Raw genomic sequence first — 15954 nt, 5'->3', positions numbered from 1 at the left:
CCATGGAAAAGGGACAAGGCGGTGGTACGTCCACCGTGGTCAAGGAGCGCGCGCGCGAGAAGCTGCTGCGCGACCTCGGCGACACATTCATGAGCGCGTTCAACGACCCGACGACGGTCGAGATCATGCTTAACGCGGATCACCGCCTCTGGCAGGAGAGGCTCGGTGAGGGCATGCGCTGCATCGGAACCATGCGGCCGAGCCAGTCTGAGGCCGTCATCAAAACCACGGCGGGTTACTACGGCAAAGAAATCACGCGCGCCAATCCCGTGCTCGAGTCAGAATTTCCTCTGGACGGATCGCGCTTCGCGGCGCAACTGCCACCTATCGTCAGTGGGCCGACGTTCGCGTTGCGCAAGAAAGCGGTCTCTATCTTCAGTCTCGCCGACTATGTCGCCAGCGGGACGATGAGCGCGCAACAGCGTCACGTGCTGATTGAGGCTATCCACCGGCATCGCAACATTCTTGTCATCGGCGGCACTGGATCCGGCAAGACCACACTGATCAACGCCATCATTCGCGAGATGGTGGACGCGAACGCCGACGAGCGCGTCTTCATCATCGAGGACACTGGCGAGATCCAGTGCTCGGCGGAGAACTTCGTCCAGTACCGCACGTCGTTCGACGTCAGCATGACCCAGCTGCTTCGTACCTCGTTACGTATGCGCCCCGATCGCATCCTTGTAGGCGAGGTGCGCGGTCCCGAAGCGCTGGACCTGCTCATGGCCTGGAACACGGGCCACGAAGGTGGAGCGGCGACGCTCCACGCCAACGATGCACGCGCCGGGCTATCGCGTCTGTCGATGCTCATCAGCATGCACCGCGATGCACCGCGGCCCATCGAGCCCCTGATCGGCGAGTCCGTTCACATGCTCGTGCATATCTCGCGTACCCCCAGCGGCCGTCGCGTCCAGGAAATCGTAGCTGTGGATGGTTATGAGGATGGGCGTTATGTGTTGCGTGATCTTTGACAACTACCTACCGGAATCACGATGCATTCTCCGATATCCAAACTATTGGTAAACCCAAGTTTCTTGCGTGTATGCGCTCTGATCGTATGCGCCGTGTTCGTGTCAATGCTTCCGGATGTGGCATACGCCACCGACGAAACCGGGGATGCGATGCCCTATGTGAGCTATCTCACCAAGTTCCAGAAGACCCTGGAAGGCCCGGTTCCCTTCGCTATCTCGCTTGTCGGAATCGTGGGATGCGGCGCCATGCTCATTTTTGGCGGTGAGATCAGTGGATTTCTACGCACGATGGTGTTCCTCGTTCTGGTGATCGCAGTCATCGTCCAGGCCGGAAGCATGGTGAGGTTCCTCGGAGGCAAAGAGAGCATCACTTCGCATGAGCCTTCGGGCGTCCCGGCGACGATTTTACGGCACGTGGCCTGATGGCGACTCGAACCGTACCCATCCGTCGTGCGGGTAACCGCGACAATCTTTTAATGGGCGGCGACCGCGAGCTGGTTCTGTTCACCGGACTACTTGCCGGCGCCTTGATCTTCTCGGCGCACGACATCAAGGCCGGCATCTTCGGGGTGGCCATGTGGGTAGTCGCCCTTCAGGTCTTTCGTCTGATGGCGAAAGCCGACCCCAAGATGCGATTTGTGTACCTTCGCCAGCGCCTTTACCGGAAGTACTACGCACCGCGCTCGACGCCGTTCCGTGAAAACGGACCGGCGGAGGAGAGGCAGTACCGATGATGGTCTGGATCATCTCGGGGATGGCGATCATCACGGCTGTCCTCGCTCTCTTGTTGATCGCGAGTATCCGTCGTCTCGATGCGGAGCCGAAGCTGGACTTCCGCCGGCCGCATGGCCAGGCGGTAGCGGACCTGCTCAACTACGCCGCCGTCGCCGACGATGGGGTGATCGTTTGCAAGAACGGCGCCTTCATGGCCGCCTGGATGTTTGAAGGCGATGACGCGGCAAGTAGCACGGATGAGCAGCGCGAGACGGCTTCCATGCGAGTGAATCAGGCCATGTCGCGACTGGGCAATGGCTGGATGCTCCACGTTGACGCGGTGCGCCGTCCGGCAAACGGGTACGCGGACGCCTCGACCTCCCACTTCCCGGACCCGGTCTCGGCCGCGATGGACGAGGAGCGCCGCCGTCTGTTCCGTAGCCTGGGCACGACCTACGAGGGATACCTCGTGATGACCCTCACCTACTTTCCGCCGCAAATAGCCCAGCGCAAGTTCGTCGAGATGATGTTCGATGATGACTCGGAGGTCGCCGGAAGCACCGAGCAGACGCGCAGCCTGATCGGCGACTTCCAGCGAGAGTGCCGCGGGTTGGAGAACAGGCTGTCCAGCGTGTTTCGCATGACGCGACTCAAGGGTCATGTCAGTGACACAGAGGAAGGTCGAAAGCAGACGCACGACGACTTCCTGCGTTGGTTGCAGTTCTGCGTGACCGGGCTTGACCATCCGATACTGCTACCGGACAACCCGATCTACATCGATGGTCTCATCGGCGGTCAGGAGATCTGGGCGGGTGTTGCGCCGCGCATCGGCCGACGTTTCGTTCAGGTGGTGGCGATAGAAGGATTTCCGCTGGAATCCTACCCCGGAGTTCTCGCTTCGCTTGCGGAACTCCCTAGCGAGTATCGCTGGTCGAATCGCTTCATCTTCATGGACCCACATGAGGCGCTGAAGCAGATGGAGAAGTTCCGCAAGAAGTGGCGGCAGAAGGTGCGCGGCTTCTTCGACCAGATCTTTCAGACCAATACCGGTTCGGTCAACTACGACGCGCTTTCAATGATGAAGGATGCAGAGGCGGCGATCGCCGAGATCAACAGCGGCCTCGTCGCCCAGGGGTTCTTTACCAGCGTCGTTGTCGTTTCGGACGAAGACCGCTCGCGACTGGAGCGGTCTGTTCGCCAGATCGAGAAGGCGATCAACTCTCGTGGTTTTGCCGCGCGGGTCGAAACGGTCAATACGATGGACGCCCTGTTGGGCAGCTTTCCAGGTCACGGCGTGGAGAACGTTCGCCGTCCGCAGATCAATACGTTGAACTTGGCCGATCTACTGCCGAGCACCACGATCTGGACGGGGCAGGCACACGCCCCGTGCCCCATGTATCCGCCGAACTCGCCACCGTTGATGCAGTGCGTGACCCAGGGTGCGACGCCTTTCCGTCTCAACCTGCACGTGAACGACCTGGGCCACACCTTCATCTTCGGTCCGACGGGCGCGGGTAAATCGACGCATCTCGGCATGCTCGCTGCGCAATTGCGCCGTTACGAGGGCATGTCGCTGTATTGCTTCGACAAGGGACGTTCCCTCTATCCACTGGTCAAGGCTTGCGGAGGCCTGCATTTCGATGTGGCGGGCGACGACGACACGCTCGCGTTCTGTCCGTTGCAGTTCCTCGAGAACAAGTCCGATCGTGGATGGGCGATGGAGTGGATCGACTCGATGCTTGCGCTCAATGGTGTGCAGACGACACCGGCGCAGCGCAATGAGATTGGCAATGCAATCCTGTCGATGCATCACTCGGGTGCCACGACATTGTCCGAGTTCGTTCTGATGATTCAGGATGAATCGATTCGCGAGGCGTTGAAGATCTACACGGCCGACGGCGCGATGGGTCATCTTCTGGACGCGTCGGTCGATGGTTTGCGCCTGTCGGACTTTGCGGTTTTCGAGATCGAGGATCTTCTGAACCTCGGCGACAAGTTCGCGCTTCCGGTTCTTCTCTACCTGTTCCGCCGCATCGAGTCCTCGCTCAAGGGGCAACCTGCGGCGATCATTCTCGACGAGGCCTGGCTGATGCTCGGGCACCCGGTATTCCGCGCGAAGATTCGTGAGTGGCTGAAGGTACTTCGTAAATCGAACTGCCTGGTCATCATGGCGACCCAGAGCCTGTCCGATGCGGCGAACTCAGGCATCCTCGATGTGATCGTGGAGTCGACGGCGACGAAGATATTCCTGCCGAATCCCTTCGCCCGGGACGACGATGCGGCGGCGCTTTACCGACGCATGGGCCTGAACACCCGGCAGATCGAGATCCTCGCCACGGCGGTACAGAAGCGCCACTACTACTACGTGTCGGACAAGGGGCGCCGGCTCTACGACCTCGCGCTCGGTCCCCTCGCGCTGGCCTTTATCGGTAATACCGACAAGGAATCCATTGCCACCATCCGCACGCTGGAGGCCCGCTACGGTGAGGCTTGGGTACATGACTGGCTGCAGCTCAAGGGCCTGCTACTCGCCGATTACGGAGTCTGATCAATGAGCATCAAGAAGAAGAAAGTGAGGCCACGCCCGGCCCCCGCACCATTGGGGACTCCCCATCCGTATCTCAACGCCAGGCGTAGCTGGAACTCGCACGTCGGCAGCCTCATTGCTTCGCGCACGCTCTGGCAGGCCATGGCACTCATCAGCATGTTGGTCGCCTTCGCCGCCGTCGGCGGCGTGGTGTACATCGGCAGCCAGTCCAAGTTCGTGCCCTACGTGGTCGAGGTGAACGCGCTGGGCGAGGCGATGGCCGTCGCTCCTGCGTCAGAGGCAAGCAAGGTCGACCAGCGCATCGTTCGTGCCTCGGTGGCGGAGTTCATCGTCAACGCACGTACGGTCACGCCGGATATCGCTATGCAGCGGCGGGCGATCTTCAAGGTGTATGCCCTGATGGGATCGGGCAGCGTCTCGACCCGAAAGATGACGGCATATCTCAATGGCACGCCCGACACCAATCCGTTCAAGCGAGCGGAGAAGCAGACGGTCAACGTGGAGATCGTCTCCGCCATCCCGCAGACCTCGACCACCTGGCAGGTTGACTGGATTGAGACGCAGCGGACTCGCAAGGGCGAGATCATGGGCAAGCCGTATCGCATGCGGGCACTGCTCAACGTGAACAGCAATGCCGTACCGCCGGACGCGTCCGATGACCAGATCCGCCTCAACCCCATGGGTATCTACATTTCCGACTATTCCTGGTCGAAGCAGTTTTGACAGAGCACGTCCAATGAAAACAACCTTTTTCGTCGCCGCATTGGCGACGCTTGTGGTGGGCACCGCGTCCGCCACCACCGAGACGGAACTCGCCAATCAATTCTTCTCCACCGACAATCCCAGGCTCACCGAGCAGGAGAAGGCTGGGCTCGACATCTCGCGCAAGTGGGTTGCCAGCACGTCGGCGTCGGTCAAGCCGGTGCCGGGACCCGATGGCACCATCCGCTTCCTCTTCGGCCAGTCGCAGCCGAGCATTGTCTGCGCCGTGCTTCAGGTGTGCGACGTCGAGCTGCAGCCCGGTGAGCAGGTGAGTTCAGTCAATCTGGGCGACGCCGTTCGCTGGCTGGTTGAGCCGGCACTGTCGGGTGGCGGTGACGATGCTATCCAGCACCTCGTGATCAAGCCGTTGGACGTGGGCCTGGAAACGTCGTTGATGGTTACCACCAATCGGCGCACTTATCACCTTCGGCTGCGATCTCACCGCACCGAATACATGCCGCGCGTGGCCTTCTCATACCCGGAATCCGCGGTATCGAAGTGGGCTGCAGTGAAGAAGCAGGCAGCTTCCCGGCAGGCACGGAAGGGTAGTGCGGCGAAGAATGAGTATCTGGGCAACCTTGACTTCGCCTACCGGGTGAACGGCAATGCGCCTTTCAAACCGTCGCGGGTCTACAACGATGGCGTGAAGACGATCATCGAGATGCCATCCACCTTCTCGCAAGGCGAGGCACCGACCCTACTGGTGATCCGCGAGAGCGGAAGTATGTTCAAGAAGGACGAAGAGGTGATGGTCAACTACCGCGTCCAGGATGGACGTTACATTGTCGACACGTTGTTCGAGAAGGCAGTGCTCGTGGCTGGCGTAGGCCTGGGTCAGCGAAAGATCACGATCGAGAGGCGTCGATGAGGCGGTCGCATCTCCTCGTCCTGATGAACACAGCCTTGCTTACAGGATGCGTCCCGGTGTCGCCCAGGATCGCTATGGCCGACCGCGATCCACTGCGTCGCGCCGTCGTCGAAGATGTTGCCGATGGCATGAGCAGGATCTTCGAGGCGGCCGACACCACCCTGGTGCCATCACGGGCCATGACTGGCTCGTTCGACGCTGCGTTGATGGCCGCACTGCGAGCGAAGGGCTTTCCCGTCGCGGTCTCTGTCGGGCGTGGTAAAGCTTTCGATTGCCGGGTCGATCCGCTAGAGGGAAACATGTATCGGGTCACGGTGCACGTTGGCGATACGGAGCTCTCCCGCCTTTGGGTTCTCGATGGGGCTACCGCCTACTCAGGTGGTGCCTGGGCGCGGCGGGAGTGAGTGGCGTGGAGAAGCCCCAGCCGGAGCCAGGCGACACGAGTCCGGATGTCGAGCTGGTTACGCACTCCAGCGAGGCTCCGTCGGGCGTCCGCCGCGTGAACAACGTTCCGCTGCTCATTGTTGGCGGCGTGCTCGTCGTGTTCGTGATTCTCGTTGCAATGGTGGCGTCACAGCGGGGCGAACAGGAGGAAGCCGAACCGGCGGTAAGTGCCGGGATGCTCCCTGAGAACAGTCAGGTGCTCGATCAGATGCTCGCAAATGGAGCCTTGGCCGGCCTGGTGCCCGATGCGGATGCAGACCGCATGCGATCGTTTCCCGTTGCGCGCGTGGCAGACCCTGATTCTCCGCCCGTTCCAGGTGACGCTACCGCCGCCGTGGGAATCGTAAGGGCTGAACCTGACCAGGCGGCCAGGGAGCGCATGAAGCTGTTCCAGACGGCCACCCATGCGAAGACGGGTATCGGCAAGTTGACAGACGCCTCCGTCACCCCGCAAGTGGACAAGAAGGAAAAGAAATCCGACCTGGACGACGACTCGTTGGGAGATCTGCCGCGGGACCAGCGCGTGCCTGTCGCGGCCGACGGTGATTATTCGAAGTTCGATCGGGCGCACGGGGCTGATGGTAAGAGGCAGGATCGCTGGCTCCTCGACTCGGACGTCGAGACTCCGCGCACGGCTTACGAACTGCGCGCCGGGTCGGTCATCCCCGCGACGATGATATCCGGCATCAACTCCGACCTGCCGGGGCAAATCACCGCACAAATCTCGCAGGACGTCTTCGACACGCCGACCGGGCGACACCGGCTCATTCCGCAAGGCTCCAAGCTGGTCGGTCGCTACAGCCACAACGTGGTGATGGGGCAATCGCGAGTGCTCGTGGCATGGCAGCGCATTGTCTTCCCTGACGGCAAGGCTTTCGACATCGGTTCAATGGGTGGCGCGGACAGCGCGGGATATGCCGGCTTCGAGGATCAGGTCGATCGTCACTACGTCCGCGTGTTCGGCTCGGCCATTCTCATGTCGGGTATCGCAGCGGGCCTGACATCCTCTCGCGTCAGTCCGGAGAACGATCCCTATGGCTCATCGAATGCCGCAACGCTAAGCCAGACCACTGCCCAGCAGATCGGTGAAGTGGCGTCGAAGATGATCGAGCGCAATCTGGATATCGCTCCGACGTTGAAGATTCGACCGGGCTATCGCTTCAACGTAACAGCCGTCAAAGACCTCACGTTCGATAGGCCTTATCTGCCCTTCGACTATTGAACATTCCACCACCACCACCACCACCACCGCCACTGACCGGCCCGTCCGGCAAGAGAACCTGGAGCTTCATCATGAAGGAAAAAACAAAAGCAGCCATCCGCTGCTTCACTCTCGCTGCGTCCGTGGCGACGGCATTGCCTGCGCAGGCCATGCTTGTCTTTGACATTCCGAACTTCGTCGTCAACAAGTTAAGTCTGGTCCAGCTTAAGTTGATCAAGGACGAGCTTCACAACACTGACAAGGGAACAGTTAACTACAACACGCTTGAAATCAATAAAAGCACACTTGAAGTCAACAAGAGTGTTCAGTTGAGCTATGAGAACAATTACGCGATCGATGCCAGTTTCACGTGGATATTCAACAACGGCGGCGAGATCATTCCGATACCTAAGCTGATCCAAGGCAAGCTGAAAGATATCCTGAATAATAATTCCGTCGAGAAATACACCGCTTACTACCGGGATGCAGATGGGTTCGGGGATTTCCCCGAAGGTGGATACAAAGACAACGTGGCATTCGAGGGCTCGCGATCCAGGAAAGCGGCCAATGACGCGCTGGTTTCGTCGGTCAATCTCGAGCGGGAGGCGATCGGAAGTGAGTTCACTCAGCTCGGAAGTCTCTCCGCCAGGATCAAGGAAGGACAGGGCCAGGGACATCAGCTCCAGGTTGCGAATGCTTTGGCGAGCACGCAGGTGCATCAGATGATGAAGTTACGGTCGATGATGGTTGTTTCAGAGGCTGCTCGTGCAGCCGAGGCGCAGGTTGCTGCCGAGAAGGATGCGCGCGCCATCGCCGTTAGCAAGCACATGCGCGCGGGCCTCGGGACGGCGGCAAATCAAAGCGTCGCGCCACGCCCGAAGTACTGATGGCTAGCCACGACGGACCCGCCGTCGTGGCGACGATTTACCTGACGTTAGTTGATTTGATCCTTCCTACTTCGCATAGCAGAGTTAAATGTACTCACGAACACTCGCGCGGTTCATAGCGTTCGCCGTCCTGCTCGTCGTCGTCGCCCCGAAGGCCCTCGCGAATCCGATCGAGGGAGCGGAGATGATCGACGCGGTATGGCAGAGGTTCGAAGGCATCGTGCCGGCAGACCAGATACTGGACGCTGCCCGAAAACTGTTCTGGGCCCTCGCATCGATCAGCCTTGTATGGACCCTGGGAATGCTGATTGTCCGGCAGGATATCGGAGAACTGCTGATGGAGATGCTCCGATTTGTGTTGTTGACGGGCACCTTCTTCTGGTTCCTCGACAATGCGAGCTCCCGTGGCGGTGGTGGCGACTTCGTAAGGGTCATCATGTCGTCGTTCTTTCAGATGTCGAACGGTAGCGAGCTAGACGCGACCTTTCGCTCCAATGCGTCCGCAATACTCTCCAGGGGCCTCAACGTATTTTATAGGGTGATCGAGGAGACGCATGGCGCCGATGCTGAAGACCAGCTTCTGGCCGGCGTCATGGCGATTCTCGTGCTTCTTGCCTCCGCGCTTATGGCGGCACAGTTCCTCGTCGCGCTTGTCATGGGCTGGATGCTCTCCTACGCAGGAATTTTTCTTCTCGGATTCGGTGGCGCGCGTTGGACATCGTCGATTGCGGTGAGCTACTACAAACACGTGCTTGCCGTAGGTGTCGCGCTGTTGGCACTTAGCTTTATCGGCACCGTCGCATCAGGGCTCATCGACACGTACAACGGCGCGTCGGGCGGCGATCCGACGCCGGGCCAGTTCACCTATCTCGGCAGTCTGTTGGCCGCGCTGACTCTGACGTTGGTACTGTCGATACGAGTTCCGCAACTCCTCTACACCCTTGTCACGGGCTCGCCGCTCGGTTTGTTCACAGGCACCGCCACCATGGCCGGTCATGCGATTGCAACCGGCGGGAGTGCGGTGTGGGCGTCAGCCATGAACGCTCTTCCAAGTGCCAATCATGGAGACAATGCAAATGGCGGTATGAATCGTCCGGGCTCAGTCATGGATGCCGTGCAGCGATCTGCCGCGGCCACGGGCGGACCCGGGGATGCTTTCCATGTCACTTCGGGATCCGACCCCTTCGGAGTCACACGAACTGCGGACTCCTATCGGCATTCCCTTAGCGGAAGCGTATTTGCCAGCACGCACGGCGTGGAAGCATTTTCGTCGTCGAGTGCCGGCGATAAGCATTCGCCGCTACGGGCCGGCGAAGACGCCGCCGGCATCCGTCCGACCTCTGCGCGGGAGGGGCGAACCGTTGGCTCTGGCCCGCACGTGCGTGAGGTTCCAATGGAAGACGCGCCAGACGCAGTGGCCGCTCGGGATGGCAGCGCATCGACGTTCATCCACGAAGCGGCTTCGACGCCCGATTACGAGGCTGAGCTCGGTGCGATCGAGGCGTCCCGAAACGGTGCTCTATCGAATAGCGTTGACCTACCGGCCGGCTCGCCGCCGTCCCATGTCGCCGATCTCCCGCACCTCTCCACGGGTGCGCAGCATGCGAATCCAACGGTCGATGATGTGGTGACGGCAGACGAGCAACGGGTCGATCGCTCTGTGCACGATGCTTTGCAAAGTTCTTCCATCACGGATGCCACCATCACGCAGCCCTCGGACTTGCGCCAGCAGGTCGATACGACGCCCGGTAGTTCGTCCCTGGTGGCGCAGCAGAGAGCGGAGCCCTTGCAGGTGATTGAGAGCGTGCCGACGTCGCTCTTACCCGCTGTCGAAACTACTCCGGATGTACTGGCTTCGACTGATCGGCCCGGTAGTACGAATGTGCTGGCGGCGCTCGGGGACGACGGACAACTGACCTCGACTGGTCAGGCTAGTGGGCTGAAAACTGCTGCGAGTGACGTCCCCGGTAACGACGACATTAGCGCGGCGACCGCTCAACCCGCCACGTTGAGGTCGAGCGATTCCAGCCCGCCGATGCCGTTGATGAACGACCGGACCGCGATCTCGAGCGATGTCCCGAGATCGGATGCGGTTGTCGTGCAACGCGACCTGGATCTCCAAGGCGGAGATGTCCTTCACACCGAGCCTGCGGTTCCGCGCCCTGCCGTCGATAGCCGTGACATGGGGGTGGCTGGCGAAGTCGTGCCGCCGCCTCTCGATAACGCACCATCGGACGACGACAAATGATCGACACCCTCCCCGACATCCCCGCGCACCGCCAGGAAATGGTGAGCTGCTCGCTAGGTGCCGCACTCGCCTACGACATCCCAGCCAACCTGCTCCTGGCGATCGCCGAGAAGGAGTCCGGCAAACCCGGCCAATGGGTCCGCAATGAAAACGGAACCTTCGACGTCGGCTCCCTGCAGTTCAACACAGCCTACCTGCGCGAACTCAATCGCTTCGGAATCACTCCGGAAGATGTGGCGGTCCCAGGCTGCTACCCCTTCATGCTCGCCGCCTGGCGCATACGTGGACACCTGCGCAACGACCACGGCGACATCTGGACACGCGCATCGAACTACCACTCGCGAACGCCGCGCTACAACACGCGTTACCGTGCCGATCTGATCCGCCGCGCCACGCGCTGGACCACATGGCTGGATAGCCACTTTCCCACCCACGACGTCGTCGTGGATGTCACTCCTTACGGACCGAGGTAAGCAATGAAATACCGTCGCGTGACGACCCGTCGAAACCTGTTGTGCGCTCTTGCCGCGTGCGCCATCTGGCCATCTGGCGAGGCACTGGCCGCACAAGGGGGGTGTGAGTGGCGAAACACGGCAACCTACACGGTCGCGGTGACCGCCAATACACCCGTTTGGAATGGCATGCCTCCTGGCCACGCGCCTCGGGAAGGCAAGGCTGCCGGGGATGGCGTCACGCTACTGGAGTGTCTTCCCGGGGATGCCACCTTCAAAAGCGAGTACAGGGCGCCCGTGGAAGGCGGGCTTGTACCGCTTACGGTCCGGGGCGCCCGCTCAGGGTTCGGCATCGAGGTCTATATTCACGAGCTCAACGAGGACCGGTTGCACAACATTCCGAGCACCTACCAGCGAACGTTCACGGAGCAATGCGTGCCAGACTGGTTTCCACCCGAGGAGTGCAATCCGGTGACGAGTTCCGATGCCGAGGTCGGATACCGGATTGTCCGCATGACGGGAAATGTGGAGTTCGGCACCGTGGATGCAAAGGACATCGCCATTCAGTATGCAGATCCACCGCGTGGGGCGCCCAGACTTGCATTCAGGCACGTCAAGGTGACCCACCTGGCATTCGTACGACCCACCTGCAGCATCGCAGTCGCCGATCTGAACCAGACGGTCACCCTGGGTCCCTACAACGCTAGCAACTTCGCAACACCCGAGCGGGCTACGCCGTGGGTGAAATTCAACCTGACGACGAAAGCATGCGAGGCGTCGAAAGGTATCACCGCCAGGTTTACCTTCGGCATGATGGGGCAAGCTATCGGCGGCGAACCGACCCTCTATCCGCTGGACGGCCCCGAGCATGTCGGCCTGGAACTGTCGGATAAGGACCAGAAGTCGATGGAAGTAGGCAAGCCGATTTCCTTCGACGCCCTCGGCACCGGCGAGGCTTATCTCTTCCACGCCCGCTTGAAAGAAACCGGTGGCACCGTCCGTGGTGGTGTCTTCCGGCGTGGCGTGCAGGTACTGGTCGACTTCATGTAACCACGAGCCGGTTCAAAGCTGTGGCGGTTCGCCGTTCGCGGCGTCAGTATTCGGCGACCAGCGTATGAAAGGGCCGGGGGATCTTTATCCCATCGACATCCCAGCCCTTTGCCGCGCGTCCATCGATGGTTACTTTCACGGGCTTCACCCGGTCGGGCCAGAAGACCCGCAACGGCGTGTCGGCATGGATGCCCTTGCCCAGCGTCACGGTAAAGGTATTGCCCTCCCGCCGCGCGGTCATGCTCAACACCCCATAAGCCACCGGCAGCTTCGTCACCGACAGTCCCTTCCCGGCAACCCACGAGGGTGGTACCCCCGGCAACAGATAAAGCCCATCATCCGCCTCACGCATCAGCATCCCGAAGATGGTCCGTGCGTACTCCGATCCGATCCAGGTATGCGGCATATCGCCCAGATACCCCGGATGCCGCAGCCGCGAGTGCACCACCTCGGCCCACATGTTCCACTCCGGCGGACGGCGGTCGCGCACTACGTCCGTTAGCAGCTCCTCGGCATCTTTCGGTCGATCCAGATACACATACGTCAGCACGTTGCGCAGTTCGTACGGGGTGTACGCGAACAACTCGCCCGGTGCCTCGCGCTTGCGCACATCGGCAAGATAGCGGTCAAAGGTACGCGCGAGCGCCTCGGGAGGAAGCACGTCCATCTGCCCCGCGGGGTCGAGCGCAATCGAGACGCTGGTTGGATCGCCATCACCAAGGTCCGCTGCGGCTGGAATCGTGTCGACACCCTTCCACGCCATCGTCGCCTCGATCGACTTGCGCAGCGACTCGCGCAGCGCGGTGTACTGGGCATGCGCGTAAGCAGCCAGCTCCTTGTCGCCCCACTGCTCGGCCAGCCACGCGCCATCGTGCCAGCCCTTCAGCGCCCAGTAGTCATCCCAATAGCTATGGGTGGGGCTCGAGTAGCCTTCGTGACTGATGGATGGCGCGATGATGCCGTGGAACCGTTCGGGCGCAGGAAGGTTGGCGAGATAGCCCGGAACCATGGTGCGTTCGCGCAACTCCTGCATGAAGTGCATTGCGGCCCGAACCTTCGGCTCAAACGTTTTTACACTGGCAGCACCCCCACCGAACCGCGCGACATCTGCAACGAGGTTGATGAATTCGCCCTGGCTGTCGTACTCGATGTCGGAGCCGAAGCCGCGATTCACGCTGCCGTCGGCATTAAGGATAGGCGAGACCAGGCCGTTCTCGTGCACGGCATGCGCGGCATACCAGTCCAGATAGTCGCGCGCCGTCTTCGTCTCACCCATGCGTAGCAGGATCGATGCGGTCGCCGCGCCATCACGGATGAATGAGCGGTTGTAGTTGCGCGGACCCGCCTGCATGGCATGGCCGGTCTGGTTGACCAGCATGTACGCCGCCTGCGAACGCAGGATGTTCACCAGCGATTCGTCCGGCAACGAGATGCCGACACCACCCAGGCGCTTCTGCCATTCGCCGGAGACGCCCGCCGACAACGAGTCGAACGCGTCTGCCTTCAGGACACCGCGGTCGATCGCCGGCGGTTCGGGCAGATGCCCGTTCGTATCCGCGGGAGCATTCCCAAGCGGAAACGCCAGGACGATGTCGCGTTGCTCGCCAGGCGCCAAATGAACACGGTAGTCGAGCACGGCTGCGGCAAGACCATCGTCGTCATGCGCCTCGCGCGTGGTGGGAACCTTACCGGCGGCGACCAGGCCTGTGATCTCGGTTTCGCCATGCGCACCGAACGGCGATGCACCTGCAGCGTCCACCGCCGTAAGCGACGCAAGCAACGTCCGACCTTCCACACGCACGCCGGTATTCGCCGCATCACCGGTGATGGCGATGTCATGAACGGGCGACGCACCACCGTTCTGCCACGGCGGATTGACCTGGATCGGCCTCACGACGAGTGACAACGAACCGTCCATCGGTGTGCTGCCGGTGTTGGTCAACCGATGGCGAAGCATCACGACAGGCTGCGAACCCTCCTGCAGCGCGAAGGCCTCGCTGGTGACAGCAAGCCCGGGCTGCGCCACCCAGCCCACCGAAGGCATCGGTTTCCATCCATCACGCAGTGCGTGCGTTCGCTCCGAGCCGTCCGAGATACTCGCGCGGCCGGATGCGTCGCGCCAGATCACCTGCACCTGCGGGCCGCCCTTGTAGGGCTCGATATTGCCGTACTCGTCGAAGATGGATTTTTGCAGGCCCGCCGGGACGCCGACCGCCGTCCAGTACACCTGCTGCATGTGCAACGAGGAAGGGAATAGCGCCGCGTTCGCCCGGGAAGCGGCCACCTGGTAGCGCTTCATGGGCGTCATCACCCGTAGCGGTCCCAGCAGCCGTAGCCGCTTCACCGATGGAGCCGCTCCGCCCTTCAGTCCGACAACCAGCCGCAGCGCCTCGACGTCGCGTGGCTCGCGCGCGGCCAGGTAAGAGCTATCCCCCGCGCTGCCCGGATCACTGTCGATCGAGGACCAGTGGCCCTTCGTATCGCGTCCTTCGAGCACGGCACCATCGCGCGGACCTGCCCACTCGACGTCGAGCCCGGCGATGTTCACCGGGCGGGGCAGGGCGATATCCAGCTGCCGCATCCCCTTCGGACCCTTGCCGACGAGGGTCCGGGTGCTGCCATCGGCCCACAGCGAGGCGCCATCGGCCGTGCCGTCCAGCCCGGCGATGCGCGCGGCGTCGTTCGCGGCGAAGGGCTCGAACTCGAACACGGAAACGCCCCAGTCGGCTGTGCGAGCCGGCGCGGCCAGCCGCACGTAACGGGCTTCAGCGGCAGGAAAGACGAGGTATTCCGTACCACCGGGCGAGTCCGTGACGCTATAGACGGGGTGGAACGCCTTGCCGTCGGTCGACACCTGGATCGAGTACGAGGCGGCAAAGCCGCTATCCCAATGGATGCGCACGCCGCCGATCCTGGCAACTTTGCCCAGGTCCACCTGGAACCACTGGCCCGGGCTGAAGCCACCGCCCCAGCGGGTCGTCTCGTCCGTGTCGATGGCGTGGGCAGGCGCCAGTGCCGGCACCTGTTGCGACGAGCTGCTCGCCCGCCATTCGCTACGGGGTGGCAGTCCATCGGCGGCGAAAGCCGGGGTAACGGACAACAGGCCGAGAAGGGCCAGGGTAAGGCGGGCGGCGCGCGGGGTGCTGCGGTAGGACATGTAAGAAACCTCCGGGGAGGTCACCAAGCCTAGGCACGTAACGCCATGTAACCAAGCCTTCGGCGCTAGAATCGATGGTCTCGCGAACTCTACGAATGCCCCGATATGCGTAATCCCCTGCAGGAACAGTTGCTCAAGGCCGGTCTGGTCAAGAAGGACAAGATCGCCAAGGTCGTGCGTGAACAGGCCAAGCAGCGCCAGGGCAAGGCGCCGGTCGCTGCCGACGAAGCCCAGGTGGATGCGCGCAAGCTTCAGGCCGATCGCGCCGAACGGGATCGCGCCATCGCCGCCGAGCGCAACGCCGAAGCACGGAAGAAGGAAATCCGCGCCCAGGTTCGCCAGATCGTCGAAACCAGCCGGGTGAAGCGCGACGGCGACATCGCCTATCGCTTCACCGATGGTGAAAAGATCACCAGCCTGCTGGTGAGCGAGCCGCTCCGCGCCCAGCTTGCCGCCGGCGTGCTGGCCATCGCGAAGCTGGACGAACGCTACGAACTCATTCCGCGCGTGGCGGCGGACAAGATCCACATGCGTGTCTCCGACGTGGTCGTCTCCGATCACGGTCGCAAGGACAGCGCACCCCTCCCGGCCGACGACGATGACGACTATTACAAGCAGTTCGTCGTCCCGGACGACCTGATCTGGTAAGGAG

General features: G+C 61.7%; 13 protein-coding genes and 1 pseudogene. 13 read left to right on the top strand and 1 reads right to left on the bottom strand.

Annotated elements, in window-relative coordinates:
- Positions 1 to 2 precede the first annotated feature (2 nt).
- From trbB to C8J98_RS03450, 12 genes and pseudogenes are all read left to right on the top strand, one after another.
- Positions 3 to 971, top strand: a complete 969-nt coding sequence (gene trbB / locus C8J98_RS03505; RefSeq protein WP_107911167.1) for a P-type conjugative transfer ATPase TrbB — start codon at positions 3 to 5, stop codon at positions 969 to 971.
- 21 nt (positions 972 to 992) lie between these two features.
- Positions 993 to 1394, top strand: coding sequence for a TrbC/VirB2 family protein (locus C8J98_RS03500; protein ID WP_107910886.1), 402 nt, complete (start codon positions 993 to 995; stop codon positions 1392 to 1394).
- Positions 1394 to 1705 (top strand): conjugal transfer protein TrbD, encoded by a 312-nt coding sequence (locus C8J98_RS03495; protein WP_107910884.1) that lies wholly within the window; start codon positions 1394 to 1396, stop codon positions 1703 to 1705. The genes C8J98_RS03500 and C8J98_RS03495 overlap by 1 nt, the downstream gene beginning before the upstream one ends.
- On the top strand, positions 1702 to 4233 hold the full coding sequence (locus C8J98_RS03490) for a VirB4 family type IV secretion/conjugal transfer ATPase (RefSeq protein WP_233260090.1): 2532 nt from the start codon (positions 1702 to 1704) through the stop codon (positions 4231 to 4233). The genes C8J98_RS03495 and C8J98_RS03490 overlap by 4 nt, the downstream gene beginning before the upstream one ends.
- Before the next feature lie 3 nt (positions 4234 to 4236).
- On the top strand, positions 4237 to 4956 hold the full coding sequence (locus tag C8J98_RS03485; RefSeq protein WP_107910883.1) for a VirB8/TrbF family protein: 720 nt from the start codon (positions 4237 to 4239) through the stop codon (positions 4954 to 4956).
- Between the two features lie 13 nt (positions 4957 to 4969).
- A complete protein-coding gene (gene trbG, locus C8J98_RS03480) occupies positions 4970 to 5863 on the top strand; it encodes a P-type conjugative transfer protein TrbG (RefSeq protein WP_107910881.1) in 894 nt (297 codons plus the stop codon).
- A 74-nt stretch (positions 5864 to 5937) separates the two neighbouring features.
- Positions 5938 to 6267 carry a hypothetical protein gene (locus tag C8J98_RS03475; RefSeq protein WP_158272584.1) on the top strand — a complete coding sequence of 110 codons (330 nt, stop codon included), beginning with the start codon at positions 5938 to 5940 and terminating at the stop codon, positions 6265 to 6267.
- A gap of 5 nt (positions 6268 to 6272) precedes the next feature.
- On the top strand, positions 6273 to 7529 hold the full coding sequence (locus C8J98_RS03470) for a TrbI/VirB10 family protein (RefSeq protein ID WP_233260089.1): 1257 nt from the start codon (positions 6273 to 6275) through the stop codon (positions 7527 to 7529).
- Between the two features lie 71 nt (positions 7530 to 7600).
- Complete coding sequence (locus C8J98_RS03465; protein WP_107910878.1) at positions 7601 to 8395, top strand: hypothetical protein; 795 nt, start codon at positions 7601 to 7603, stop codon at positions 8393 to 8395.
- 184 nt (positions 8396 to 8579) lie between these two features.
- Positions 8580 to 10643, top strand: coding sequence for a P-type conjugative transfer protein TrbL (gene trbL / locus C8J98_RS03460; protein WP_158272583.1), 2064 nt, complete (start codon positions 8580 to 8582; stop codon positions 10641 to 10643).
- A pseudogene (locus tag C8J98_RS03455) lies at positions 10640 to 11086 on the top strand (hypothetical protein); the annotation flags it as partial. The gene trbL and the pseudogene C8J98_RS03455, both read left to right, overlap by 4 nt.
- 33 nt (positions 11087 to 11119) lie before the next feature.
- Positions 11120 to 12145: a fimbrial protein gene (locus C8J98_RS03450; RefSeq protein ID WP_146171500.1), complete on the top strand. Its 1026-nt coding sequence runs from the start codon at positions 11120 to 11122 to the stop codon at positions 12143 to 12145.
- 43 nt (positions 12146 to 12188) lie between these two features.
- On the opposite strand, the gene C8J98_RS03445 is transcribed toward C8J98_RS03450, so the two are convergent.
- Positions 12189 to 15302 carry a discoidin domain-containing protein gene (locus tag C8J98_RS03445; RefSeq protein ID WP_107910870.1) on the bottom strand — a complete coding sequence of 1038 codons (3114 nt, stop codon included), beginning with the start codon at positions 15300 to 15302 and terminating at the stop codon, positions 12189 to 12191.
- Positions 15303 to 15407: 105 nt separating this feature from the next.
- Here C8J98_RS03445 and C8J98_RS03440 point away from each other — a divergent pair, with 105 nt between their 5' ends.
- Positions 15408 to 15950, top strand: a complete 543-nt coding sequence (locus C8J98_RS03440) for a DUF2058 domain-containing protein (protein ID WP_107910869.1) — start codon at positions 15408 to 15410, stop codon at positions 15948 to 15950.
- Positions 15951 to 15954: the final 4 nt, after the last annotated feature.

Origin of the sequence: Luteibacter sp. OK325 (assembly GCF_003050935.1) — a bacterium.
Lineage (GTDB): Bacteria > Pseudomonadota > Gammaproteobacteria > Xanthomonadales > Rhodanobacteraceae > Luteibacter.
The sequence above is the reverse complement of the archived record's forward strand: the minus strand, read 5'-3'. Positions and strand labels throughout refer to the sequence as shown.